Source organism: Stenotrophomonas sp. ATCM1_4, assembly GCF_004348115.1.
Lineage (GTDB): Bacteria > Pseudomonadota > Gammaproteobacteria > Xanthomonadales > Xanthomonadaceae > Stenotrophomonas > Stenotrophomonas capsici.
The window spans coordinates 1,560,759-1,586,084 of sequence record NZ_QPFB01000001.1 but is presented as its reverse complement, the minus strand read 5'-3'; the positions used below and the strand labels follow the sequence as shown (position 1 = coordinate 1,586,084).

Genomic DNA, 25,326 nt, shown 5'->3' with positions numbered 1-25,326 from the left:
GCAGTGCAACTACCGTAATGCCGATGACACTCTATTGGGGTGCCGGTTGCGCTGTCAAATGACGCACCAAGGCCGTGAGAGCTTCCTGTTGCACGGTCGAAACCCGGGACAAACCCTGCGCTTCAGCCCCCGACATCCGTGCGATCGCATGTATGGCACCCCGTTGTCGTACTTGATCAATCGAGGGATCAGTCATTGAGACGGTCTGGCGTAAAATGGCCGGATGGATGTCTCCCACCTTCTCGACGGGCTGAATGCGGCCCAGCGCGAGGCCGTTTCCGCGCCTCTTGGTCACCACCTGATCCTTGCCGGCGCCGGTTCCGGCAAGACGCGCGTGCTCACCCATCGCATTGCCTGGCTGAACGAAGTCTTCGGCGTGCCGACGCACGGCATCTTCGCGGTGACGTTCACCAACAAGGCCGCCGGTGAGATGCGGCACCGCATCGACCTGCAGCTGCGCAACGGCAGCCGCGGCATGTGGATCGGCACCTTCCACGGCCTGGCCCACCGCCTGCTGCGCCTGCACTGGGCCGAGGCCAAGCTGCCGGAAGCCTTCCAGGTGATGGATTCGGATGACCAGCTGCGGCTGGTCAAGCGCGTGGTGCAGCAGCTGGAGCTCGATGACGGCAAGTACCCGCCCAAGCAGATCATGTGGTGGATCAACGCGCAGAAGGATGAGGGCCGCCGCCCGCAGCACATCCAGCCCGAGCCGCACGACCAGTGGGGCGAAACCCTGCGCCAGGCCTATGCGGCCTACCAGGAGCGCTGCGACCGCGCCGGCCTGGTCGACTTCGCCGAGCTGCTGCTGCGCGCGCATGAGCTGCTGCGCGACAACCCGGCGCTGCTGGCGCATTACCGCGCGCGGTTCCGCGAGATCCTGGTGGACGAGTTCCAGGACACCAACGCCATCCAGTACGCCTTCGTGCGCGTGCTGGCCGGCGACAGCGGGCATGTGTTCGTGGTCGGCGACGACGACCAGGCCATCTATGGCTGGCGCGGCGCGAAGGTAGAGAACGTGCAGCGCTTCCTGAAGGATTTCCCGGGCGCCGAGACCATCCGCCTGGAGCAGAACTACCGCTCCAGCGCCAACATCCTGGGCGCGGCCAACGCGGTGATCGCGCACAACCCCGATCGCATCGGCAAGCAGTTGTGGACCGACAGCGGCGACGGCGACCCGATCGACCTGTTTGCCGCCTACAACGAGATGGACGAGGCGCGTTACCTGGTCGAGCGTGCGCGGCAGTGGGTGCGCGATGGCGGCAGCTATGGCGACATCGCCGTGCTCTACCGCAGCAACGCGCAGTCGCGCGCCTTCGAAGAAGCGATGCTCAGCGAGCAGGTGCCGTACCGCGTGTATGGCGGCATGCGCTTCTTCGAGCGTGCCGAAATCAAGGACGCGCTGGCCTACCTGCGCTTGATGACCAACCGTAACGACGATGCGGCCTTCGAGCGCGCGGTGAACACGCCCACGCGTGGCATCGGCGAGCGCACCCTGGACGAGGTGCGCCGCATCGCGCGGCAGCAATCGCTGTCGTTGTGGGAAGCGTCGATGCTGGCCACGCAGGGCAATGACCTGACTTCGCGTGCCAAGAATGCGCTGGCCGGCTTCATCAACCTGGTGCAGCAGACCACCGTCGAAACGGCGCCGATGAACCTGGCCGAGCGCATCGAGCATGTGCTGACCCGTTCGGCGTTGCGCGAGCACTGGAGCAAGGAAAGCCGCAACGCGCTGGATTCGGAGTCGCGCACCGACAACCTCGATGAACTGATCTCGGTGGCCTCGCGTTTCGTGCGTCGCGATGACGACATCGAGGAGGGCGCCGAGGACATGAGCGAGCTGGTGGCTTTCCTGTCCTATGCCTCGCTGGAAGCCGGCGAAGGCCAGGCGCAGGCAGGCGAGGAAGGCGTGCAGCTGATGACGCTGCACTCGGCCAAGGGCCTGGAGTTCCCGCTGGTGTTCCTGGCCGGCATGGAAGAAGGGTTGTTCCCGAGCGCGCGTTCGCTGGAGGAAAGCGGGCGGCTGGAGGAAGAGCGCCGGCTGGCTTACGTCGGCATCACCCGCGCGCGCCAGAAGCTGATCCTGGGCTATGCCGAATCACGCCGCATCCACGGCCAGGACAACTACAGCCTGCCCTCGCGCTTCCTGCGCGAGATCCCGCGTGAGCTGTTGAACGAAGTGCGCCCGAAGGTGCAGGTCTCGCGGCCGGCCTCGCTGGGCACCAGCCGGGTGATGGGACATGCCGCGATCGAGGCACCGCCGATCAAGCTCGGCGCGTTGGTCAACCATCCCAAGTTCGGCGAAGGCATGGTCACCGACTACGAAGGCAACGGTGCGCACGCGCGTGTACAGGTCGAGTTTGCGGATGCCGGCAGCAAATGGCTGGTGATGGCCTACGCCAACCTGACGGTGATCTGAGGCCGCATGGTCCGCCACGTCCTGTTCGTGTGCAGCCAGAACCGGCTGCGCAGCCCCACGGCCGAGCAGGTGTTTGCCGATTGGCCCGGCATCGAGACGGCTTCGGCCGGATTGAAGCCGGAGGCGGAGAACCCGGTGACGCCCGAGTTGCTGGAGTGGGCGGACCTGATCGTGGTGATGGAACCGGTGCACAAGCGCCGGCTCGGTGAGCGCTTCCAGCGCTGGCTGCGCGACAAGCGGGTGGTCGTCCTGGGAATTCCGGATGACTACGACTTCATGGCACCGGCGTTGGTACGGCTGTTGCAGCAGAAAGTGCCGCCGTTGTTGGGTTGAGGGGCAGAAGCTACCCCTCCCCAGCCCTCCCCTTGGCTACGCCAAAGGGAGGGGGTAAGAGCGTGGCTTTGTGGCGATCGGATCGAACTGCACGTACTGCTCCCTCCCTTGCGCAGCAGGGGAGGGTTGGGGAGGGGTAAGGCCTTCCGCTTCATGCCTCACGCCGCCCCTCATTTCCCAACAGTGCGTTCGCGCACCTGCTCCCAATCCAGCCCGAACTTCGCCAGGTACTTACGCAGCCGATCCGCATCGTTGGTGCTCGCGCGCTGAGTGCGCGACACCGCGAACAGCTCGCGCCCCGCCGCCGTGCCGCGCTGCTGGTGGCGAAGGAGCGATGTGTGAGGGGACGAGTGCGGGCCCGAGCAATGCGCGCCTGATCGAGAAGTTCCTGCCGGTCGAGTTCGATTGGCAGCGCTGCGGCGAGCACTGGCAGGTAAGCGTGCAGCAATGAGCGGATGTTTGATCTGGCTCAATGCGGAACCGCAACATCCGATGTGCAATGGTAACTGTCCACCCTTCACCGAGGAGAACTGCCATGTACACGCGCATCCTGATTGCCACCGACGGTTCCGAGCTTGCCGCCAAGGGCCTGCAGAAGGGCCTGGAACTGGCCGCCCAGCTGGGCGCCCAGGTCGACATCGTCACCGTGTCCGAGCCGTGGGCGGTGGGCATGTACGACGCCATGGGCTGGAGCGCCGGCTACGAGGCCAGCCCCGAGTACAAGAAGGACCGTGAAGCCGGCGCCCAGAAGATCCTGGAGCCGGCGGTTGCCGCCGCACGTGCGGCCGGCGTGGCCAACGTGCAGCCGCACCACGTGCTGGACCGCTACGCCGCCGACGGCATCATTGATACCGCCACGGCCTGTGGCAGCGACCTGCTGGTGATGACCTCGCATGGCCGTCGCGGCGTCACCCGCGTGCTGCTCGGCAGCCAGACCGCCGAAGTGCTGGCGCGCAGCACCGTGCCGGTGCTGGTGATCCGCTGAGTCATGCGCAGGGGGCCGGGAGTGCATCCCGGCCTGCAGCCCCGCCGTCGCGGGGCATTCTGCCCCTCCCCTGCGTAGCGGGGGAGGGCTGGGGAGGGGCAAGCCCCGGTCCCCGCGAAACTGCAGCCGGGCAAGCGCACCCGCGCCCGCGAGGCGCTGTTTCGCCCCTCAGCGGTGCCAGGGCCGCAGTCCCGCCACCGTGATCGCATGGCCACCGCGCCGCTCCTGCCGCAGGCAGGCGACGCGGCGGCCCGTGCCCGTCATTACCAGCTGTACAGCTTCCAGTACACCGGCTTGGTGCCGTCCTTGTCGCTGTCCATGCGGCCGTCACCGTCACGGTCGTACATGTAGAACGGTGCACCACGCGCCGGGGTGACCTTGACCATGCGCAGCACGCCGCCGACCCGGTATTCCTCGACCGTGTCGCCGTTGTCCATGGCCTTGCTGGTCACGTCGGCGCCTGAGACGTCCACCGGCGGGGAGCCGGCGCCCAGGGTGGCGCAGCCGGCCAGGGCCAGCAGGGGGATCAACAGCAGCTGCTTCATGACGGGATTCCTTGTTTCGGCGTGGATTCGATTATGCCCGTGCACGTCGGAAAACGGTCCGCCGCGTAGAATCGGCACATGAGCAGATTAGTCCTGATTGACGGTTCCAGTTACCTGTACCGCGCGTTCCACGCGCTCCCGCCGCTGTCCAACGCCGCCGGCGAGCCCACCGGGGCGCTGTTCGGCGTGGTCAACATGCTGCGTGCCACGCTGAAGGAAAAGCCCGAGTACGTCGCCTTCGTGGTCGACGCACCGGGCAAGACCTTCCGTGACGAGATGTACGCCGAGTACAAGGCCAATCGTCCGCCGATGCCCGACGACCTGCGCGCGCAGGTACAGCCGATGTGCGACATCGTGCAGGCGCTGGGCATCGACATCCTGCGCGTGGAGGGCGTGGAAGCCGACGACGTGATCGGCACGCTGGCGCTGGCCGCGGCCAGGGACGGGCTGGAAGTGACCATTTCCACCGGCGACAAGGACTTCGCCCAGCTGGTACGCCCGGGCGTGGTGCTGGTCAACACCATGACCGGCAGCCGCACCGATTCCGATGCGGCGGTGATCGACAAGTTCGGCGTGCGCGCCGACCAGATCGTCGATTACCTGGCGCTGATGGGCGACACCGTGGACAACGTACCCGGCGTGGAGAAGTGCGGCCCCAAGACCGCCGCCAAGTGGCTGGCCGAATACAACGACCTGGACGGCGTGATCGCCGCCGCCCCGACCATGAAGGGCAAGATCGGCGAGAACCTGCGCGCCGCGTTGCCGCGCCTGCCGCTCAACCGCGCGCTGGTCACCATCCGTACCGACGTGGCACTGGAACAGGGCCCGCGCGACCTGCAGCTGCGCGAGCAGGACGCGGACAGCCTGCGCGCGCTGTACGCGCGTTATGGCTTCACCCAGGCGCTGCGTGAGCTCGGTGGCGTGGCCGCCCCGGCCGCCGCCGACGATGCCAAGGTCAGCCTGCGTGGCACCGCCGCCGGTTACGCCAAGGCCGGTGACACGGCGCCGGCCGCCGGCACCGACCCGGCGCTGGCGGCCAAGGGCGAGTACGAGACCGTGCTGACCGCCGGGCAGCTGCAGGCCTGGGTGGAACGCCTGCAGGGTGCCGAGGAGTTCGCCTTCGATACCGAAACCGACGCGCTGGATGCGATGCGCGCCAACCTGGTCGGCATCAGCCTGGCCGTGGAACCGGGCAAGGGCGCCTATATCCCGGTCGGCCACGACTACCCGGGCGCGCCGGCGCAGCTGCCGATGCAGCAGGTGCTCGATGCGCTGCGTCCGCTGCTCGAGGACGCAGGCAGGAAGAAGCTCGGCCAGCACGGCAAGTACGACATCCACGTGCTGCGCAGGCATGGCATCCAGGTGCGCGGCTATGCCGACGACACCATGCTGGAAAGCTTCGTGCTCAATTCCACCGCCACCCGCCACGACATGGATTCGCTGGCACAGCGCTACCTGGGTTACACCACCACCAAGTTCGAGGAGGTCGCCGGCAAGGGCGCCAAGCAGATCCCGTTCTCGCAGGTGGGCATCGACGAGGCCAGCGCCTATGCGGCCGAGGACGCGGACATCACCCTGCGCCTGCACCGCGTGCTGTCGGCGCAGCTGGCGGCCGAGCCGTCGCTGGAAAAGGTGTACCGCGAGATCGAGATGCCGCTGGTACCGGTGCTGGCGCGCATCGAGGCCAATGGCGTGGCGATCGACGCGGCCGAGCTGAAGCGGCAGAGCAGCGACCTGTCCGCGCGCATGCTGGCCGCCCAGCAGAAAGCCACCGAGCTGGCCGGGCACACCTTCAACCTGGACTCGCCCAAGCAGCTGCAGGCGGTGTTGTTCGACGAACTGGGCCTGCCGGCGCTGGTGAAGACGCCCAAGGGCCAGCCCAGCACCAACGAGGAGGCGCTGGAGGCGATCGCCGAGCAGCACGAGCTGCCGCGCGTGATCCTGGAGTACCGCGGGCTGGCCAAGCTGCGCAGTACCTATACCGACAAGCTGCCGGAGATGGTCAACCCGGACACCGGCCGCGTGCACACCAGTTACCACCAGTCCGGCGCGGCGACCGGGCGGCTGTCCTCGTCCGACCCGAACCTGCAGAACATCCCGATCCGCACCGAGGATGGCCGCCGCATCCGCCAGGCCTTCGTCGCCCCGCCGGGGCGCAAGCTGATGGCCTGCGACTACTCGCAGATCGAGCTGCGGATCATGGCCCACCTGTCCGAGGACCCGGGCCTGATCCGTGCCTTCGAGCAGGGCGCCGACGTGCACCGCGCCACCGCCGCCGAGGTGTTCGGGCGCGCGCTGGAGGAGGTGACGCCGAACGAGCGCCGCGCCGCCAAGGCGATCAATTTCGGCCTGATGTACGGCATGAGCGCGTTCGGCCTGGCCAAGAACCTGGGCATCGACCGTGGCCAGGCGCAGGACTACGTGGCGCTGTACTTCAGCCGTTACCCGGCGGTGCGCGACTTCATGGAGCGCATGCGCGTGCAGGCACGCGAGCAGGGCTACGTGGAGACGCTGTTTGGCCGCCGGCTGTACCTCAACGACATCCACGCCCGCAACCAGGGCCTGCGTGCCGGTGCCGAGCGTGCGGCGATCAACGCCCCGATGCAGGGCACCGCGGCGGACATCATCAAGCGTGCGATGGTCAGCGTGGATGGCTGGCTGGCCGACCATGCCGACCGCGCCAGGATGATCCTGCAGGTGCACGATGAACTGGTGTTCGAGGCGGACAGCGCATTCATCCAGACACTTCAGGCCGAAGTGGAGGCCCGGATGTCAGCGGCGGCGAATTTGCGTGTGCCGCTGGTGGTGGATACCGGTATCGGGGAAAACTGGGACGAAGCGCACTAATTTTCCAAATTATTAACTCGAATCTCGATTCAATTGAAACACTTCGTTATATCCCTGCGCATTCAAAAAACCGTTTGGCGTCAATGCGATGAATCCATCCTTAATTTGTTTTGAAAAGGCTTGGATTCTTCACGAACCGTCAAGGTTCGTAATGGTGATATAGCCCTCGACAGGCGCAATACCTGTCGCGGATCTCTCCCATCCCCTGGAGCAGATCTCGGAGCGGGGATTCCTCCCCAAATACCCGCTCCCCGGCCCCGTCGACCCCCCCCTGGTCGGCGGGGCTTCTTTTTTGGCGATCCCGGAACCGCCGGCCTGCTCCGGCGCCGGTCGTCGCACCGTGTTGATGGGCATCGCCCGAGCATGGGGGCGACGCATAGTCGGGAGACGAGGAATGCCGGACCTGTTCGCGCTGTCGATGCCGTGGTGGGAGTTCATCCTGCGCGCGGTGGTGGTGTATGTGGTCGTGTTGACGATGGTGCGGGTGGCCGGCAAGCGCGCGCTGGGGCAGTTCACCCCGTTCGACATGCTGCTGCTGATCCTGCTCGGCAACGCGGTGCAGAATGCCTTGCTGGGGCAGGACACGTCGCTGGGCGGTGGGTTGATCCTGGCCGCGACGTTGATCGTGCTCAATTACTTCGTGGGTTGGGTGACCACCCGCAGCCCGGCGGTGGAGCGCGTGATCGATGGCGAGCCGGTGGTACTGGCCCGGCATGGGCAGGTGCTGCACAGGGTGTTGCAGCGCGAGCTGGTGAGCAAGGCGGACTTCGCGCGGGCCATGCGTGATGCCGGCTGCGAGAACATCGACGAGGTGGACCTGGCGCTGCTGGAGATCAATGGGCACATCACCTTCCTGCGCAAGACCTGAGGTGGTGCGTTGATGGGGGGAGATGGATGCAGAAGCAGAAGCAGAAGCAGAAGCAGAAGCGACCCCTCCCCGGCCCTCCCCTGCTACGCAAGGGAGGGGGCAGAAGCAGGTTGTGCGGTGATCCGATCGATCGCATCGAACCACCCCCACCCTTGCGTAGCAGGGGAGGGCCGGGGAGGGGTGCTGTCGAGGCTCGCGCCGGATGCGCCGCCGGGGCTGCAGCCTCAGCCGGCCAGCCAGTCGCGCGGGACCAGGTACTCGGCCAGGCGTGCCTCGTCGCTGCCGGTCTCCGGCTGGAAACCGTACTCCCAGCGCACGCGCGGGGGCAGGCTCATCAGGATGCTCTCACTGCGGCCACCGCTCTGCAGGCCGAACAGCGTGCCACGGTCGTAGACCAGGTTGAACTCGACGTAGCGGCCACGGCGATACAGCTGGAACTCGCGTTCGCGTTCGCCGTACGGCGTGTCCCTGCGGCGTTCGACGATCGGCAGGTAAGCATCGAGGAAGCCGTCGCCGACCGCACGCAGGTAGGCGAAGTCGGTGTCGAAATCGGCGTGCAGGTCGTCGAAGAACAGCCCGCCCACGCCGCGCGTCTCGTTGCGGTGCTTGATGAAGAAATACTCGTCGCACCAGCGCTTGTGCTCGGCGTAACGGGTGTCGCCATAGGGCGCGCACAGATCACGGGCCACGCCGTGCCATTGCCGCACGTCCTCGTCGAACGGATAGAACGGGGTCAGGTCGAAGCCACCGCCGAACCAGGCGGCGACTTTCTCGCCATCGCGTTCGGCCTGGAAGTAGCGCACGTTGGCATGCGTGGTGGGCAGGTACGGGTTGCGCGGGTGGAACACCAGCGACACCCCGCAGGCGCGCCACGAGGCGCCAACCAGCTCCGGGCGGTTGGCCGAGGCAGACGGCGGCAGGCGGGTGCCGGCCACGTCGGAAAAGCCGATGCCGGCCTGTTCGAACACCGCGCCTTCGCGCAGCACGCGCGTGCGCCCGCCGCCGCCCTCGGCGCGCTGCCAGCGGTCCTCGATGAAGTGGGCCTGGCCGTCGGCCTGCTCGATGGCGGCGCAGATGCGGTCCTGCAGGCCGGTGAGGTAGTCGCGTACGCGGTCGAAATCGTTCATGTGGGTACTCGGGTGCGGGCTGCCGACGGGCTGGCGGGCGGAGTTTACTTGCGATGGGACGTGCGGTTGCCGGCCTGTGCCGGTGCGTCATCCGCCGCGGCGGGCTCGACGGCCTGCATCAGCCGCGCGCCCATGCCAAGCATGGCCCAATCGGTGGTTTCGTACAGGTCACAGGCCACGTGCCTGCCGGTGCCGTCCTGTTTGCAGAGGGCCAGCAGCTTGCCGGGGATGTCCTCATCGCCGGTGTGCTCGTAGACGCTGCGCAGGTTCTCGCACCCGGCGCGGACGCCGGCCCGGCACAGCGTCTGGTAGTACGGGGCGGCACCGGCCCAGTCGCCGGCCAGCGCCTTGCGATGGCCCAGCGTGTTGCAGCCCTGCAGCTTGCCGGCGGCGCAGCAGGCCTGTGGATCGGTATCGGCCGGGCAATCCTGCCGCAGCGGGGTTTCGGCGTACGCGATCGGGGCACTGCAGTGGGTGGCGCCGCCGGTGCGCTGGTACAGCGCGTAGCGGTTCCATTCGTCCACGCCCAGCAGCTGGCCGCTGGCCAGGGGCTGCAGCACGAAGTCGCCGCCCTTGTCGTGGCGTATCCGCACCGCACCGCCTTCCAGGCGGGCACGCAGCACGCTGTTGCCGGACATGGATACCAGGCCCTGGTCAGCGAAGGACAGGGCATCCATCAGGCCGGTGCTGGCGGCATAGTCGCCGCACGGCAGGGCCGTTGCCGCTACCGCGGCCAGGTCGGCGACATCCACCGCGGCCAGTACCTGGGCGCGCCGGCAGGTGCGTTCCTCGCCGCCAGCGGCGCAGGCCTGCTGCAGCGCCTCGCGGGCACCCGGGTACCGGCCGGCATCCAGATGCGCGTCGGCCACCTTGCCGCAGAAACCGGCGTCGGGGTGGCGTCGGCACAGCTGCAGCACCTCGTCCAGCTGCACGGCGGGCAGCGCGGGCGCCGGCCCATCGGCCAGCGTGCCGGCCATGGCCTTGGCCAGCGCCAGGCCCAGCACCTCGCGCGCGGCGACACGGCAGGCGGCTTCGTCGAAGGCCGGCGTGCCTTCCCTGCAGACCGCTGGTTCGGCCAGGTCAGGCTCGGGCAGGTTCGACGGCTGGCCGGTACGCGCCTGCTCGACGTAGCTGGACAGCAGGCGTTCGCAGGCGAACGGCAGGTCCTCCTGGCACCATTGCTTCAACTGCACCGGGGTGGCGCTGTAGGCGCTGTCCATGCAGCCGTCGATGTCGGCGCGGCAGCTGTTGGCCGGCGCGGCGGGGGAGGCGTTGCAGCGCGCCGTGCTTTCCAGCACGTAGTCGCCGAGCAGGCCGCCGATGCGCTTGCCGTCGGCGCTGAGCGTGTAGTCGGCGCTGAAGCCGTTGGACAGGTCGGCCGCATGCAGGGTCTGGCCCTGCTGGCGGATCAGGTAGCGGGTCGGTGGCTGGCCGTCGTAGATGCGCACGGCCTGGTGGTTGCTCTCCACGATGAAGCGGGCACCGCCATCGACGGCCTGGTAGATGCCGCAGGCCAGTGGCGCGGCCGCCATCGCCGGCAGGGTGGGAAGCAGCAGCGCGGCAAGCAGGGCCAGCAGGCGCGTCCGGAACGAGTGCGGCATGGGAACTCCGGGGAACTCAGTGGAACAGGTCGCGGACGTCGCGCCGCTGCAGCTTGATCGCCAGCCAACCATGCAATGCCGCGATCGCCAGTGAACTCACCAGCAGGGTGATCAGCAGGCTCCAGCGGCTGAAGGCCATCTGCGCGCGCATCTCGGCGCCCTGCGGCGAGCTGAGGAAGTCGGCAGGGAAGATCGTCAGCATGCTGTTGAACATGCTGTCCATCACCGGGATGAAGGCGAAGTTGCCCAGCGCGACCAGCAGCAGGAACACGATGAAGCCGATGCGGCCCCATTCATGGCGCTTGAGCATGGCCCAGCACACCACGACGAAGGCGATGCAGAACAGCAGCAGCGCCACGCTCAGGCTGAAGGCATGCGCGTCGGTCCACTGGATCCAGTCCGGGACGACCAGGCCGTCGCGCTGCATCAGCGCGACGATGTCCAGGCGCCCGAGCAGGACGACCATCAGCAGTTGGAACAGGCACCAGACGATGCCCAGCGCCCCGAGCGCCAGTGACAGCTTGGCGGTGAGGTCGATGAAGCGGTCGGCACTGGAACGGCGGGGCGGGGCGGTGGGCAGGTCGGGTGGGCTCACGGTCGGCGGCGCTTGGAAAATGGCGCCACTATCGCCGTTATGTGCCGGTATGCCCAGCCTTGACCAGCCACGCATGTGCAGCCGGGAGCTGGTGTCGCGCGCTGAGCGGGGCCAGCGTCACGCCATGCGGCGGTTGCAGCGGAACCCACGCCAGCTCCGCGATTTCAGCCTTCACCTGCGGTTGGCCGCTGACGCGGACCAGGAACGCCTCACCCTGCACGCGGCGGCCGGGCTCGTTGACCGCGTCCTCCTCGAACACGCCCAACGGCTGCGCGCTGTCGACGTCGAGCTGCACGCCCAGTTCCTCGAACAACTCGCGTTGCAGGGTCTGCAGCGAGGTTTCGCCGGGCTCGCGCTTGCCGCCGGGCTGGATGAAGGTGTCCGAGCCGTGCTTGCGGACCACCAGCACGCGCTGTTCGGCGTCGAGGAGGATGGCGGTGACGATCTGGATGGGGGACATGGACGGTCGGGGATCGGGGAGTGGCCGGGGGTAGAACGCCAAGGGCGCCTTGCGGCGCCCTTGGCGTGGTGCTTACTTCAGCTCCTGCTCGAACAGCTTCAGGATGCGCTTGTACTGGTCCAGCCAGGAGTCGGCGCGGGTGTAGCCGTGGCGTTCCAGCGGGTAGGGCGCGATCGACCAGTTGTCCTTGTGCAGCTCGATCAGCTTCTGGGTCATGTTGACCGAGTCCTGGAAGAACACGTTGTCGTCCATCATGCCGTGGGCGATCAGCAGGGTGTCCTGCAGGCCTTCGGCGTACTCGATCGGCGAGGAGATGCGGTAGGCCTCCGGGTCGATGTCCGGGGTGTTGAGGATGTTGCTGGTGTAGGCGTGGTTGTACTGGTTCCAGTCGCCGACCGGGCGCAGGGCGGCGCCGGCCTTGAACGTGCCCGGCGAGCGGAACAGCGCCATGTAGGTCATGAAGCCGCCGTAGGAGCCGCCGTAGATGCCGGCATGGGCGCGGTCACCCTGCTTGGTGGTGACCAGCCAGTCCAGGCCGTCCAGGTAGTCCTCCAGTTCCGGGTGGCCCATGTTGCGGTAGATGGCCGTGCGCCAGTCGCGGCCGTAGCCGGCGCTGCCGCGGTAGTCCATGTCCAGCACGATGTAGCCCTTCTGCACCAGCAGGTTGTGGAACATCTGCTCGCGGAAGTAGTTGGAGTAACGCGCGTGCACGTTCTGCAGGTAGCCGGCGCCATGCACGAACATGGCGATGGGGTACTGCTTGCCCGGCTCCAGCGTTTCCGGGCCGTAGTACTTGGCCCACACCGGTGCGGCGCCGTGCCGCGAGGGCACCTGCACCATCTGCGGCTGGATCCATTGGCGTGCCTTGAACTCGGCGCTGCGGGTGTCGGTGAGCTTGCGGGCTTCACCGCCGGCGGCCGGCTGCACGGCGATCTGCGCCGGCAGGTACGGGGCCGAGTAGCGCACCAGCAGCTGCTGGCCGTCCGGCGACAGGCTGAAGTCCTCCACGCCGTCGAGCGCGGTCACTTCGCGCACGGCACCGCCGTTGACGTCGACGTTGCAGACTTCGTAGTCGCCGGGCCACTTCTGGTTGCACAGGAAGTAGAAGCTGCGGCCGTCCGCGCTGACCTCCGGTGCCGAGGTTTCCCAGTTGCCCGAGGTCAACGCCCTGGGCCTGGCGCTGCCGCTCTGCGTGTACAGGTGCGAATAGCCCGATTCCTCGGACAGCAGCCACAGCGTGCGGCCATCGGGCAGCCAGCCGAAATCGTTGAAGCTCCAGTTGATCCAGCCGCCATCGGTAAGGCGGTGGCGGGTTTCCAGGCGGGCATTGGTGGCGCTGGTGGTGGCGATCCAGCGGTCCTTGTTGTCGATGGCGCGCAGCATGATCGCGGCCTGGCTGCCGTCGGCGTTCCAGCGGATGCCGCCGCCCATGAACTCGCTCATCACTTCGACCGGGCGATTGCCCTTGAGCGCGTCCTTGCCGGCCTTGCGGCGCAGCTCGGCGAGCGGGTCGGTGGTGATGCCGGGCAGGCCGTCGAGCGCGAGTGGCTGGACCTTGCCGGTGGCCGCATCGACCAGCCAGAAGCTGTTCGGCGCCGGATCGTCGCGGCCGACGCGGGTACGGGTGTCCTCGGCTTCCTCGTAGCCGGATTCGGTGACGTACAGCGGCATCTTTCCGCCGCGGCCCTCGTCGTAACCCTTGGGCTTGGTCGCCACCACCAGGTGGCGGGCATCGGGCGAGAGCACGCTGTCCACGATCTCGACGTCGCCGCCGAGGAAGACCGGCGCCGGTGCGCGGGTCGGGTCGGCCTGGCGCCAGCGCTCGCCCTGGTCGCGCAGTTCCTCGCGCTGGGCGCGGTCGTTGCGCAGCGTGGCCAGGGTACGCATCTGCTGGTCGCGCAGGGTGTCGACCTTGGGCGGGTCGGCCGGGTTCTTGTCGGCCTTGAGCTGGGCGACCTGGCGGGTGACGCCGCTGCGGGCGTCCCAATGGAACCAGTTGTTGCCCACGTTCCAGATCACGCCGCCGTCGGTGGCGAAGTTGACGCCGCTGGCGCGTTCGTTGCTGCGGGTGAGCTGGGTCAGCGCGCCGCTGCGCAGGTCACGCACGAACACGTCGCCGTTGCGCACGAAGGCCATGCGCTGGCGGCTGCTGTCGTAGACGCGGCTGGCGGCATCGAGCGTGCCGCGCTGGTCGTCGGCGACCTGCTGGGCGACGCCGCCGGCGCTGGGCAGGCGGAAGGTATCGCGCACCGCGCTGCCCTTGCGCTTGAGGGTGTATTCGACCTGCTGGCCGTTCCACGACCACCAGGCCGATTCCACCGGCGGCCCGATCCAGTCCGGGTCGGCCATCGCCTGTTCGATGGTGATCGGCGTGGGCGCGGCGTGGGCGCTGCCGAAAGCAGTCAACAACAGCAGGGACAGGGGCAGGATTCTGGGCATTGCGGGCACCGGTGAAGAAAACCGGGCAAGCGTAGCAGGCAGCGGTTTTGCCGGGCTGGGCCACAGGTCATGGCGGCCGGTTTCCGGCGCGGGAGCTGCCGGAATCGGCAAGGTCTGCAGGGGTGCGCGGAATGGCGCCTTCCCTTGTGCGGCAGGGGAAGGCCGCGGGGGAGAGCACCCCTCCCCAGCCCTCCCCTTTGCTTCGCAAAAGGGAGGGGGCCGAAGCGGGGTTGCTTCACAGAAGTAAGGGGGGAAGAGGCGGGATTTGCTTCGCAAAAAAAGGGGAGCGTGGAAACGGGCCTTGCTGCGACCGATTGACGCACTGCGACAACCGGTCACATCCGGTCTTCACGAATACAGGACCAAAATGGACCAGTTTTCAGAAGCGAGAGGCCGGCGTGGACGCGCTATTGCTGTCACGGATCCAGTTCGGGTTCGTCGTGAGTTTCCATGTGCTGTTCCCGGCCTTCACCATCGGCACCGCCAGTTGGCTGGCATTCGTCGAATGGCGTTGGCTGCGCACGCGCAACACGGTGTGGCGTGAACTGTTCTTCTTCTGGCAGAAGATCTTCGCCGTGTCGTTCGGGATGGGCGTGGTCAGCGGCATCGTCATGGCCTTCCAGTTCGGCACCAATTGGCCGCGCCTGAGCGAAGTGGCCGGCACCGTGATCGGCCCACTGCTCACCTATGAAGTGCTCACCGCGTTCTTCCTGGAAGCCAGCTTCCTGGGCGTGATGCTGTTCGGCTGGGGCCGGGTGTCGCCGCGCCTGCACTTCTTCTCCACCTGCATGGTGGCGCTGGGCACGCTGTTCTCCACGTTCTGGATCCTGTCCTCCAACAGCTGGCTGCACACGCCGGCCGGCTACACGCTGGTCGATGGCATCGTGCATCCGCAGGACTGGTGGCAGGTGGTGTTCAACCCGTCCTTCCCGTACCGGCTGGCGCACATGGCGCTGGGCTCGTTCATCACCACCTGCTTCGTCATCGGTGGCGTGGGCGCGTGGTACCTGCGCCGCGGCGTGCACCTCGAAGCCGGCCGCAAGATGCTGACCGCGGCGGTGGTGTTCGCCGCATTGACGGTGCCGCTGCAGATCCTGGCCGGTGACATGCACGGGCTGAACACGCTCGAGCACCAGCCGATGAAGATCGCCGCGATGGAAGGGCACTGGCACGACACCCCGCCCGGCGAAGGCGTGCCGCTGGTGGTGTTCGCGGTGCCCAACGAGAAGGAAGAGCGCAACGACTTCGAAGTCGCCATCCCCAAGCTCGGCAGCGTGATCCTGACCCATAGCGTGGATGGCACGTTCGCGCCGCTGACCTCGGTGCCGGCCAGCGAGCGGCCGCCGGTGGTGCCGGTGTTCTACGCGTTCCGCATCATGGTCGGCATCGGCACGCTGATGCTGGTGGTGGCCTGGTTGTCGGCGCTGCAGTTGTGGCGCGGCCGGCTGTTGCAGTCCAGGTGGCTGGTGCGTGGCTGGAACTGGATGCTGCCCAGCGGCTTCGTCGCGCTGGTCGCCGGTTGGTTCGTCACCGAGATGGGCCGGCAGCCGTGGGTGGTGTACGGGCTGCTGCGCACCGCCGATGCGGTCGGGCCGCAGAGCGTGTGGATGACGGTGCTGTCGCTGGCGGTCTACGTGGTCGGCTACCTGTTCGTGTTCGGCTGGGGCATCTGGTACCTGGTCAAGATCCTGCGCCATGGGCCGGACACGCATCCGCCCGGCGAGGAGGCGCTGCCGACGCCGGCGCGCCCGCTGTCCGGTGCCGACGAACCGCTGGAGGGCCGCTGACATGGACATGACGACCTGGCTGCCGGTGGCATGGTTCGCGGTGATCGGCTTCGGTGTGCTGATGTACGTGGTGTTGGACGGCTTCGTGCTCGGCATCGGCGTGCTGGCGCCGTTCGCCGAAGACGAGCAGCAGCTCGACGTGATGATGAACACCGCCGCGCCGATCTGGGACGGCAACGAAACCTGGCTGGTGCTCGGTGGCGCCGGCCTGCTGGCGGCGTTCCCCAAGGCTTATGCGGTGCTGCTGTCCGGCCTGTACCTGCCGGTGCTGCTGCTGGTGGTGGCGCTGGTGTTCCGCGGGGTGGCGTTCGAGTTCCGCTTCAAGGCGCATCGCTCGCGGCGCTTGTGGAGCGTGTCGTTCGCGTTGGGCTCGCTGTTGGCCTCGTTCGCGCAGGGCGTGATCCTCGGGGCGCTGGTGCAGGGCCTGCCGGTGGAGGACGGCCGCTACGTCGGCGGTGCGTTCGGCTGGTTCAGCCCGTTCTCGATGCTGACCGGCGCGGCGGTGGTCACCGGCTACGCGCTGCTCGGCAGCACCTGGCTGATCCTCAAGACCGAAGGCCGGGAGCAGGCAGTGGCACGCTCGCTGGCGCGGCCGCTGACGGTGGCGGTGATCGTGTTCATGGGCCTGGTCAGCACCTGGCTGCCGTTCCTGCAGTCCGGGGTGATGGAGCGCTGGTTCAGCGATGGCAACTTCTGGTGGCTGGCGCCGGTGCCGTTGCTGACCCTGGGGGTGGCCGCGGCGCTGTGGCGCAGCGTGATGCACCCGCGCCGCGACCTGCCGCCGTTCCTGCTGACGCTGGCGCTGTTCGTGCTGGGCTTCATCGGCCTGGTGCTGGGCATGTGGCCGTACCTGCTGCCGCCGTCGATGACCTTGTGGCAGGCCGCCGCACCGACCTCGTCGCTGGGTTTCAGCATGGTCGGGCTGGTGCTGCTGCTGCCGGTGATCCTGGGCTACACGGTGTGGTCGTATCGCGTGTTCCGCGGCAAGGTCACCGCCGGCACCGGCTACCACTGAACCGCGCGGGCTTGCCAGCGGGGCGGGCTGCGCCCAAGCTGGCCGCCCGCCGGGCGCACCGCGCCCGTGTCACCACAGAGGTTGTCGCAGTCGCATGTCGCATGTCCCGGTGTCCGTTCCGCGTCCGTCCCTACCGCTTGCCGTGGGTGACGGCGGGCGCCTGATCGCCGCCCATGCCGGCATGCAGGTGGACCTGGACACCTTCCTGGCGCAGGTGCGCGGCCTGGCCGCGCGGCTGCCGGCCGGCGCGCACGTGGTCAACCTGTGCGAGGACCGCTATCGCTTCCTGGTCGCGTTCTGCGCGGTGGCCGTGCGCGGGCAGGTCAACCTGTTGCCGCCGTCGCGGGCGCGGGCGGTGGTCGAGGACGTGATGCAGCGCCACGCCGATGCCTATTGCCTGGCCGATACCGATACCGGGCAGCTGCCCGAGGGCTGCGTCATGCTGCCCGAGGTGCTGCCGGTGGCCGAGGGCGCGCCGCCGGTGCTGGCCGCCGACCAGCGCGTGGCGATCGGCTTCACGTCCGGCAGCACCGGCGTGCCGACGGCCAACCCCAAGCACTGGGGGTCATTCGTGGCCAGCACCGCGCAGAACCTGGCCGCGCTGCAGGACCTGTGGGGCCAGGCGCAGCCGTCGATCGTGGCCACGGTGCCGTCCCAGCACATGTACGGCATGGAGATGGCGGTGCTGATGCCGTTGCTGGCACCGGCGACGCTGCAGGCCGGGCGGCCGTTCTTCCCGCAGGACGTGGCGCAGGCGCTGGCCGGGGTGGCCGCCCCGCGCCTGCTGGTCACCACCCCGGTGCACCTGAAGGCGCTGGTGGAATCGGGCGTGTCGCTGCCGCCGCTGGCCGGCATCGTCACCGCCACCGCACCGCTGCCGCAGGCGTTGGCCATCGCCGCCGAGCAGCGCTTCGACACCGAGGTGCGGGAAATGTTCGGCTCGACCGAAACCTGCATCATCGCGCGCCGCCGCACCGCACTGGAGGAGGCCTGGCAGCTGCTGCCGGGCGTGCGGCTGAGCCCGCAACCGGACGGCACCCTGGTGCAGGCCGCGCACCTGGCCACGCCGGTGCAGCTGGCCGACCTGGTGGAGCTGCTGCCGGCGCAGCGTTTCGTGCTGCGTGGCCGGCGCGCGGACCTGCTGGAAATCGCCGGCAAGCGCGCCTCGCTGGGCGACCTGACCCGCAAGCTGCAGGCAGTGGCGGGCGTGCGGGACGCGGTGGTGGTGCAGCTGGCCGCCGAACCCGGCCACGCGGTGGGCCGCATCGCCGCGCTGGTGGTATCCGAGCGCGAGGAAGCGGACATCCTGCGCGATCTGCGCGCGTTGATGGACCCGGTGTTCCTGCCGCGCCCGCTGCGCAGGGTGGACGTGCTGCCGCGCAATGAAACCGGCAAGCTGCCGCGCGATGCGGTGCTGGCCCTGCTGGGGCAGTGACCTGCGCTGCCCCGGGTGACAACACTCAGGCGTCGTGGACGCCGTCGATCTCCACGCGCAGGTCGTGCCGGCACACCACCGCATTGAGCACCAGGTAGGGCAGGTCGGCGGGCAGGCGTTGCGCCAGCATCCGGCGCACATCGGCAACCTCCTCAAGGTTGCGCACGTACACCTTGAGCCGGCTGCCGTGGCCGAACTGCTCCGGCAAGCCCGGACGATGGCGCCGCGCCGCGCCGATCAGCGCCTCGAAGTTGTTGAAGGTTTCCTGCAGCTGGCGCTCGGTGCTGTCGCCGTGCAGGGTCGCATGGCCGACCACGCTGGCGGTGCCGGACAGCAGCAGCGGCAGCCGGCTGCCGGCCGCGGCCAGCATGGCGCGGGCAAAGCTCGGTGACTGCGGGCCGTACTGGCGCGGGTAGTGGTAGGCGCTGACCTGGCGCGGGTTCTCCAGCGGCGTACCGGGCACGCGCGCGGCCAGCCAGTACACCTGCAGCACGCGCACGCCATCGACGCGACCGATGGCGGTGGCGGCCGGCAGGGTGCCGGTATCGATCGTGCCGATGCCCCGGGCGCGGCCCACGCAGAACTGGCGGTAACGCTCCTGGTCGCCCTCGCCCTCGATGATGGCATCCATGTAGTTCCAGATGCGCAGCAGGTGCGGGTAGCCCTGCGCGGGCAGGGCCGCCAGCAGGTGCGTGTAGGCATGCTCGGCGGCGTTGCGGATGCCGCCGTGCGCGGCTTCGACCACCTGCATCGCGCCGAACATCAGCGCGCCATCGCTGGCCCAGGCCATGCCCTCGGCATCGCGGCCGCGGCTGACCGGGTACGGGCTGCGCCAGACCTCCAGCAGTGCCGTTCCCACCGCTTGCAGGCCGACCTGCAGGTAGCGCGGGTCGTCGGTCGGCGGTGCCGTGTCGCCGGCCTGGAAGCCGAAGATCGCCAGCACGTGCTCGTCGGCCAGCAGCTCCGGCAGGCGCGCCGGGTCGACGTAATCCACGTCCAGTGCCGCCACCTGGGCCGGGGTGGTGCGCGCGTTCATCGCGCACCGTCCTGTCGCCCCGCGGGGCGGGACGGGAGGTGGGACATGAAGGCGGGGCGGGGACGGAGCTTGGACGTCATTGCACGGTGGATCAGGCTTGCAGAGGGGCCAATGATAGCCTGCGCGCCGCTGCGGCCATGGTTGCACTGGGCGCGGCGATGCCGGATCGTTGCGGCTTCATTTGGTCGTGGAAGTGGAAATGTCGCAACAAACCGAAGCCGAACGCGAACTGGCAGGGCTGCTGGTGGAGAGCCTGAACCTGGAAGACGTGGACCCGGCGCAGATCGACCCGGAAGCGGCCCTGTTCAACGACGGGCTGGGACTGGACTCGATCGATGCACTGGAGCTGGCGCTGGCCATCAGCAAGCGCTACGGCTTCCAGTTGCGTTCGGACAACGACGACAACCGCCGCATCTTCGCCTCGCTGCGCGCGCTGTCGGCGCACGTGCAGGCCAACAAGACCGCCTGAGCACGATGAACCCGGCCAGCCATGAACCCGGCCACGGGCCGGTGGCGCTGGCACTGCGCGTGATCCTGCTGCTGGCCTACCCGGTGCTCTCGCACGTGGCCAGCCTGCGCAGCGAGGGGGCCTGGGCGGCGTTGGCGCTGTTCGGCCTGGTACTGCTGTGCCTGCTGGAGCCGCTGGCGCGGCGCCGCGCATCGGCCTGGCTGGCGCTGTTCGCCTCCGGCCTGCTGCTGTACGGGGTGGGGGCCTCGCGCTGGGCCTGGATGCTGCTGCTGGCCCCGCCGGTGGTGTTCCCGCTGCTGGTGGCCTGGGGGTTTGCCCGCTCGCTGCTGCCCGGCCGGGTGCCGCTGATCGGCCGCATCGTGCAGGCCCTGTACCAGCGCGCCGGCATGCCGGTCACCGCGGTGCTGGAGCGCTACACGCGGCGGCTGACCGCGGCCTGGGCGGTGGTGTTGAGCCTGCTGGCGGCGATCAACCTGGGGCTGGCGATGAGCGCCGTCCCCGACGGGCTGCTGGCGGCCTTCGGCCTCCAGCCGTGGTGGCCGGTCACCCACGAGCAGTGGTCCTGGTGCGCCAACATCGCCGACTGGGGCCTGATCGGCGGCTTCTTCGCGCTGGAATACGCGGTGCGCTCGCGGCTGTTCCCCACGCGCCCGTACCGCAACGCGCTGGATTTCATGCGCCAGATGGGCCAGCTGGGACCGGTGTTCTGGCGCGACCTGCTGCGCTGAGTGGCGGCCCTGTCGTTATCCTGTGCGGCCCGGCCCGTCGACTGGACGCCATGCAGTTCGTGATTGCCCCCGACCATCCCTGCCTGCCCGGCCATTTCCCGGGCCGGCCGCTGGTGCCGGGCGTGGTGGTGCTGGAACAGGTGCTGCAGGCCATCGCGCGCGACAGCGGGCGGGCAACGGCGGCGCTGCGGCTGCCGCAGGTCAAGTTCATGGCACCGCTGTTGCCGGGCGAGTGTGCGCGGGTGGAACTGGACGGGCAGGCCCCACGCTGGAAGTTCCGCGTGCTGCGCGAGGACACCGTGCTGGTGCGTGGCGAGCTGGTGCTGGTTGACGAGGCCGTTGCATGAGTGGCGCCGACTGGAAGCAGCGCCCGGAAGGCGGTGGGCGCCGTGCCATCCGCCTGATCGGGCTGATCGCCCGGCGCGGCGGGCGGGGCATCGCCCGCGCCTGCCTGTACCCGATCACCGCCTACTTCTTCTGCGTGCGCGGCAGCGAACGGCGCGCCTCGCGCGACTACCTGCAGCGGGCGCTGGGCCGGCCCGCGCACCGTTGGGACGTGGCCCGCCACATCCACACCTTCGCCGCGACCATCCTGGACCGGGTGTTCCTGCTGGCCGGGCGCACACGGCTGTTCGACATCCGTACGGAAGGCACCGCGCAGCTGCTGGAGCAGATCGACCAGGGTCGCGGGGTGCTGCTGTTCGGCTCGCACCTAGGCAGCTTCGACGCGTTGCGCGCGCTGTCGCGGCAACGCCCGGACCTGAAGCTGCGGGTGCTGCTGGACATCTCGCACAACGCGGCCATCAGCGAGCTGCTGGCCGAGCTGGACCCGGCGCTGGCCGCCGGCATCATCGATGCAGGGCAGGACGGGCCGAGCATCGCGCTGGCCATCCAGCAGGCGCTGCAGGAAGGGGCGATCGTGTCGCTGCTGGTGGACCGCGCGCGTCCGGGCGAGGCCGTGGTCAAGGTGCCGCTGCTGGGCAGCCCGGCGCCATTCCCGGCCGCACCGTGGTTGCTGGCCAGCGTGCTGAAGGCGCCGGTGATGCTCGCCTTCGGCCTGTACCGCGGCGGCAATCGCTACGATCTGTGCTTCGAGCCGTTCGATGCGCGCGTGGACATCCCGCGCGCGCAGCGCGCAGACGCCCTCACCGCGCTTATCCAGCGTTACGTCGACAGGCTGGAGCATCACCTGCACGGTGCTCCCTACAACTGGTTCAACTTCTATGATTTCTGGCAAACCGAAACTCCGTCCCCATCTGCTCGGCCTGCTGCTGGCGAGCCTGGCGACACCGGCGCTGGCCAGCGGGGTTGATGCCGGCTGGATCCTGCGCCAGCTCGCGCAGCCGGCGCCGAGCCAGACCGGCTTCGTCGAGCTGCGGGGTTCGGCCCTGCTGAAGGAGCCGCTGCGCGTGGAAGGCCAGTACCGTCGCCCGGATGCGGCCACGCTGGTCCGCCAGGTGCGCGCGCCCTATGCCGAGACCACCACGATCGCCAATGGCCAGGTCAGCATCGACCGCAGCGGCAAGCCGCCGCGCGTGTTCTCGCTGCAGCGGGTGCCCGAGCTGGCCGACCTGCAGGCCAGTTTCGGCGCGCTGTTGTCCGGCGACCTGGCGAGGCTGGAGCAGGCCTACCGGCTGCAGGCCTCCGGCAGCGCGCAGCAGTGGCAGCTGGTGCTGACGCCGCGCGCCGAGGCGCTGGCACGGCGTGTGCGCGCGGTGACGCTGCATGGCCAGGGCAAGGAGCTGCGCTGCATCGAGACCCAGCCGGCACGCGGTGACCTGCAGCGCACGTTGCTGGGCAGTGCCGCGGCGGCGGCGGCCAACCTGCGCCAGGCCGACGCATTGGCCGCGCTGTGCCAGGCCGGTGGTGCGCGTTGAAGCTGACCGCGCCGCAACGCATCGGGCTGGCGATTGGCTGGCTGCTGTTGCTGGGCCTGCTGACGGCCTGGATCAGTTCGCGCATCCAGGTCAGCGGCGACCTGCGCAAGTTCATGCCCGATGCGCGCACCCCCGCGCAGAAGCTGCTGCTCGATGAACTGGGCGAAGGCCCGGGCGCGCGGTTGCTGTTGGTGGCGTTGTCCGGGGCCAGCCCGGCACAGCTGGCCGCGCAGTCGCGCGAACTGCGCGCCACGCTGGCGGCCGACACGCAGTTCGAGCTGGTCGCCAATGGCGAGCAGGCCGGGCTGGAGGCCTTCCCCGAACACCTGTTGCCGTATCGCTACCTGATCCACGCGCTGCCGGCCGATGCGTTCTCCCGTGCCACGCTGGGCGATGAGCTGCAGGCGCGGTTGCAGGACCTGGGTTCGCCGGCCGGCGGCCTGATCGAACCGTTGCTGCCCTCCGACCCCACCCTGCAGCTCCTGCGCGTGGCCGAAGCGCTGCAGCCGGCCACCGCGCCGCAACGCATCGACGAGGTCTGGTTCGACCACACTGGCACCCAGGCACTGCTGCTGGTGCAGACCCGCGCCGCCGGCTTCGACCCGGGCGCGCAACAGGCGGCGGTGGATGCGATCCAGGCGGCGTTCACGCACGCGGCCGGGAACAGCGGCAGCCACATCGAGCTCAGCGGGCCGGGCGCGTTCTCGGTGAAGATCGGCAACCGCACCGCCAGGGAAGCCAGCACCATCGGCACGCTCGACACGATCGGCATGGTCCTGCTGCTGTGGCTGGCCTACCGCAGCTGGAAGATGCCGATCCTGGGCTTCCTGCCGTTGGCCAGCGCCGGCCTGGCCGGCCTGGCGGCGGTGGCACTGGGCTTTGAGGGCGTGCATGGCATCACCATCGCCTTCGGCTTCACCCTGATCGGCGTGGTGCAGGACTACCCCATCCATTTCTTCAGCCATGAGCGCCCGGGGCGCTCGTCCTGGGACAACGTGCGCGCGCTGTGGCCAACCCTGGGCACCGGCGTGATCGCCACCTGCATCGCCTACCTGACCTTCCTGTTCTCCGGGGTGGAAGGGCTCAAGCAGTTGTCGGTGTTCACCATCACCGCCCTGGCCACCGCGGCGCTGGCCACCCGGTTCGTGCTGCCGGCGCTGGTCGACCCGGCCACGCGCGACTTCGCCGATTCCAGGCCGCTGGCGCGGGTGTGGGCCTACACCCGGCACCTGCCACAGCCGCGCTGGTCGCTGCTGGCGCTGGCACTGCTGGCCGGCGCGGTGGTGTCGTGGGCGCCGGGCCCGTTCTGGCAGAACGACCTGGGCCGGCTGACCCCGGTCGACCCGCAGGACCTGCAGCGTGACGCCCAGTTGCGCAGCGAGCTGGGCGCGCCGGACGTGCGCTACGTGATCGCCCTGCGCGGCAATGACGTGCAGGCCGCGCTGGAGGCCAGCGAGCGCCTGCGCCCGGCACTGGATGCACTGGTCGGCAGGGGTGCGCTGGAGCGCTACGACATGGCCGCGCGTTACCTGCCCAGCGCCGCCACCCAGCAGCAGCGGCAACGGCAGCTGCCGGACGCGGCCACGCTGCGCACCGCGCTGGCCGAAGCGGTCGCCGATACGCCGTTCCGCAGCGATGCGTTCGCGCCGTTCCTCGCCGATGTCGCACGTGCACGCGCCGCGCCGGCGCTGCAGCCGCAGGACCTGCAGGGCACGCCGCTGGCCACCGCCGTGGGCGGCCTGCTGGTGCAGGGGCAACAGCACAGCACCGCGCTGGTCTCGCTCAGTGGCCTGCACGATATCGCCGCGCTGGCCGCCGCCGCACGCGCCCAGGGCGGCGAGTTGCTGGACCTGAAGAACGCCTCCGAATCGCTGGTGGCCGATTACCGCGGGCGCGTGCTCGCCGCACTGGCCGTGGCGGTACTGCTGCTGTCGGCCACGGTGTGGGCGGCACTGCGTACGCCGCGCCGGGTGGTGCGGGTACTGCTGCCGATGGCGCTGAGCACGCTGCTGGTGCTGGCGGTGCTGCGTGGCCTGGGCGTGGAATTGAACCTGTTCCACCTGATCGGTTTGATCCTGGCCGCCGGGCTGGGCCTGGACTACGGCCTGTTCTTCGAGCACGCCGGCGACAGCCACGCCGACCAGCTGCGCACGCTGCATGGCCTGCTGGTGTGCAGCGTGATGACGCTGCTGGTGTTCAGCCTGCTGGGCCTGTCCTCGATCCCGGTGCTGCGCGCGATCGGCAGCACGGTGGCGCTCGGCGTGGTGTGCAATTTCGTGCTGGCGCTGCTGGTGTCGCGCCATCCACTGCAGGAGCAGGCCGATGATCGGGCGTGAGCAGATCCTGCAACTGGTGCCGCACCAGGGCCGGATGTGCCTGTGGGACGAGGTGCTGGACTGGTCTTCGCAGCAGATCAGGCTGCGTGCCTTCAATCACCGCGATCCCGCGCACCCGCTGCGCAACGGCGGGCAGCTGGGGGCGATCCACCTGTGCGAGTACGGTGCGCAGGCAATGGCCGTGCACGGTGGCCTGCGTGCACAGGCGCGTGGCGGTGCGGTGACCCCCGGCGTGCTGGTGGCACTGCGTGACGTGCAGCTGGCCGTGGCCCGCATCGATGACCTGGATGGCCCGTTGCTGGCCCACGCGCAGGTGCTGGTCGAGGCCGATGGCAGCCAGCAGTACGCCTTCACCGTGCACCATGGCGAGCGGCTGCTGGCCGAAGGCCGTGCGGCGGTGATGCTGCGGTTGCCGTGATTCCCTTCT

At 69.0% G+C, this 25,326-nt stretch carries 22 protein-coding genes; 15 read left to right on the top strand and 7 right to left on the bottom strand.

The window, feature by feature from the left end; translation table 11 throughout:
* Positions 1-223: 223 nt before the first annotated feature.
* The 3 genes from uvrD to ATCM_RS07515 all read left to right on the top strand — a co-directional run bounded on the left by uvrD (position 224) and on the right by ATCM_RS07515 (position 3,734).
* A complete protein-coding gene (gene uvrD, locus ATCM_RS07530) occupies positions 224-2,416 on the top strand; it encodes a DNA helicase II (RefSeq protein ID WP_132863861.1) in 2,193 nt (730 codons plus the stop codon).
* 6 nt (positions 2,417-2,422) lie between these two features.
* Positions 2,423-2,749: a low molecular weight protein tyrosine phosphatase family protein gene (locus ATCM_RS07525; protein ID WP_132863859.1), complete on the top strand. Its 327-nt coding sequence runs from the start codon at positions 2,423-2,425 to the stop codon at positions 2,747-2,749.
* A gap of 535 nt (positions 2,750-3,284) precedes the next feature.
* Positions 3,285-3,734 (top strand): universal stress protein, encoded by a 450-nt coding sequence (locus ATCM_RS07515; protein ID WP_132863856.1) that lies wholly within the window; start codon positions 3,285-3,287, stop codon positions 3,732-3,734.
* A gap of 263 nt (positions 3,735-3,997) precedes the next feature.
* Here the strand turns inward: ATCM_RS07515 and ATCM_RS07510 are convergent, their stop codons facing one another.
* The gene (locus ATCM_RS07510; RefSeq protein ID WP_132863855.1) at positions 3,998-4,279 is read right to left on the bottom strand and encodes a DUF2782 domain-containing protein; all 282 of its coding nucleotides are present in this window, start codon (positions 4,277-4,279) and stop codon (positions 3,998-4,000) included.
* Between the two features lie 78 nt (positions 4,280-4,357).
* Here ATCM_RS07510 and polA point away from each other — a divergent pair, with 78 nt between their 5' ends.
* The gene (gene polA / locus ATCM_RS07505; protein WP_132863854.1) at positions 4,358-7,126 is read left to right on the top strand and encodes a DNA polymerase I; all 2,769 of its coding nucleotides are present in this window, start codon (positions 4,358-4,360) and stop codon (positions 7,124-7,126) included.
* A gap of 394 nt (positions 7,127-7,520) precedes the next feature.
* A complete protein-coding gene (locus ATCM_RS07500; RefSeq protein ID WP_132863852.1) occupies positions 7,521-7,994 on the top strand; it encodes a YetF domain-containing protein in 474 nt (157 codons plus the stop codon).
* 224 nt (positions 7,995-8,218) lie between these two features.
* Here ATCM_RS07500 and hemF read toward each other — a convergent pair whose 3' ends face one another.
* From hemF to ATCM_RS07475, 5 genes are all read right to left on the bottom strand, one after another.
* Entirely contained in the window at positions 8,219-9,121 is a 903-nt protein-coding gene (gene hemF, locus ATCM_RS07495; RefSeq protein ID WP_132863850.1) for an oxygen-dependent coproporphyrinogen oxidase, read from the bottom strand.
* Between the two features lie 44 nt (positions 9,122-9,165).
* The gene (locus tag ATCM_RS07490) at positions 9,166-10,722 is read right to left on the bottom strand and encodes a hypothetical protein (RefSeq protein ID WP_132863848.1); all 1,557 of its coding nucleotides are present in this window, start codon (positions 10,720-10,722) and stop codon (positions 9,166-9,168) included.
* Between the two features lie 16 nt (positions 10,723-10,738).
* Positions 10,739-11,317, bottom strand: a complete 579-nt coding sequence (locus ATCM_RS07485) for a hypothetical protein (protein ID WP_132863846.1) — start codon at positions 11,315-11,317, stop codon at positions 10,739-10,741.
* A 37-nt stretch (positions 11,318-11,354) separates the two neighbouring features.
* Complete coding sequence (locus tag ATCM_RS07480) at positions 11,355-11,777, bottom strand: NUDIX domain-containing protein (protein ID WP_132863844.1); 423 nt, start codon at positions 11,775-11,777, stop codon at positions 11,355-11,357.
* Between the two features lie 72 nt (positions 11,778-11,849).
* Complete coding sequence (locus ATCM_RS07475) at positions 11,850-14,216, bottom strand: S9 family peptidase (RefSeq protein WP_165931145.1); 2,367 nt, start codon at positions 14,214-14,216, stop codon at positions 11,850-11,852.
* A 398-nt stretch (positions 14,217-14,614) separates the two neighbouring features.
* On the opposite strand from ATCM_RS07475, the gene ATCM_RS07470 reads away from it, so the two are divergent.
* The 3 genes from ATCM_RS07470 (at position 14,615) to ATCM_RS07460 (ending at position 18,453) form a co-directional block, all read left to right on the top strand.
* A complete protein-coding gene (locus tag ATCM_RS07470) occupies positions 14,615-16,003 on the top strand; it encodes a cytochrome ubiquinol oxidase subunit I (RefSeq protein ID WP_132863842.1) in 1,389 nt (462 codons plus the stop codon).
* Between the two features lies 1 nt (position 16,004).
* Positions 16,005-17,018 carry a cytochrome d ubiquinol oxidase subunit II gene (gene cydB / locus ATCM_RS07465; RefSeq protein WP_132863840.1) on the top strand — a complete coding sequence of 338 codons (1,014 nt, stop codon included), beginning with the start codon at positions 16,005-16,007 and terminating at the stop codon, positions 17,016-17,018.
* 94 nt (positions 17,019-17,112) lie between these two features.
* Positions 17,113-18,453 carry an AMP-binding protein gene (locus ATCM_RS07460; RefSeq protein WP_132863838.1) on the top strand — a complete coding sequence of 447 codons (1,341 nt, stop codon included), beginning with the start codon at positions 17,113-17,115 and terminating at the stop codon, positions 18,451-18,453.
* 25 nt (positions 18,454-18,478) lie between these two features.
* Here the strand turns inward: ATCM_RS07460 and ATCM_RS07455 are convergent, their stop codons facing one another.
* Positions 18,479-19,489, bottom strand: a complete 1,011-nt coding sequence (locus ATCM_RS07455; RefSeq protein ID WP_165931144.1) for a pteridine-dependent deoxygenase — start codon at positions 19,487-19,489, stop codon at positions 18,479-18,481.
* A 199-nt stretch (positions 19,490-19,688) separates the two neighbouring features.
* Here ATCM_RS07455 and ATCM_RS07450 point away from each other — a divergent pair, with 199 nt between their 5' ends.
* From ATCM_RS07450 to ATCM_RS07420, 7 genes are read left to right on the top strand one after another with little or no spacing between them, the layout of a single operon-like run.
* Positions 19,689-19,958: a phosphopantetheine-binding protein gene (locus ATCM_RS07450; protein WP_132863836.1), complete on the top strand. Its 270-nt coding sequence runs from the start codon at positions 19,689-19,691 to the stop codon at positions 19,956-19,958.
* Between the two features lie 5 nt (positions 19,959-19,963).
* Positions 19,964-20,686 carry a ketosynthase gene (locus ATCM_RS07445; protein ID WP_132863834.1) on the top strand — a complete coding sequence of 241 codons (723 nt, stop codon included), beginning with the start codon at positions 19,964-19,966 and terminating at the stop codon, positions 20,684-20,686.
* Positions 20,687-20,736: 50 nt separating this feature from the next.
* Positions 20,737-21,033, top strand: coding sequence for a beta-hydroxyacyl-ACP dehydratase (locus tag ATCM_RS07440; RefSeq protein ID WP_132863833.1), 297 nt, complete (start codon positions 20,737-20,739; stop codon positions 21,031-21,033).
* Positions 21,030-21,998 carry an acyltransferase gene (locus ATCM_RS07435; protein ID WP_132863831.1) on the top strand — a complete coding sequence of 323 codons (969 nt, stop codon included), beginning with the start codon at positions 21,030-21,032 and terminating at the stop codon, positions 21,996-21,998. The genes ATCM_RS07440 and ATCM_RS07435 overlap by 4 nt, the downstream gene beginning before the upstream one ends.
* On the top strand, positions 21,910-22,563 hold the full coding sequence (locus tag ATCM_RS07430) for a LolA-related protein (RefSeq protein ID WP_243693973.1): 654 nt from the start codon (positions 21,910-21,912) through the stop codon (positions 22,561-22,563). The genes ATCM_RS07435 and ATCM_RS07430 overlap by 89 nt, the downstream gene beginning before the upstream one ends.
* Positions 22,539-24,899 carry an MMPL family transporter gene (locus tag ATCM_RS07425; RefSeq protein ID WP_132863829.1) on the top strand — a complete coding sequence of 787 codons (2,361 nt, stop codon included), beginning with the start codon at positions 22,539-22,541 and terminating at the stop codon, positions 24,897-24,899. The genes ATCM_RS07430 and ATCM_RS07425 overlap by 25 nt, the downstream gene beginning before the upstream one ends.
* Positions 24,886-25,317, top strand: a complete 432-nt coding sequence (locus ATCM_RS07420; protein ID WP_132863827.1) for a phosphotransferase — start codon at positions 24,886-24,888, stop codon at positions 25,315-25,317. Before ATCM_RS07425 ends, ATCM_RS07420 begins: the two co-directional genes overlap by 14 nt.
* Positions 25,318-25,326: the final 9 nt, after the last annotated feature.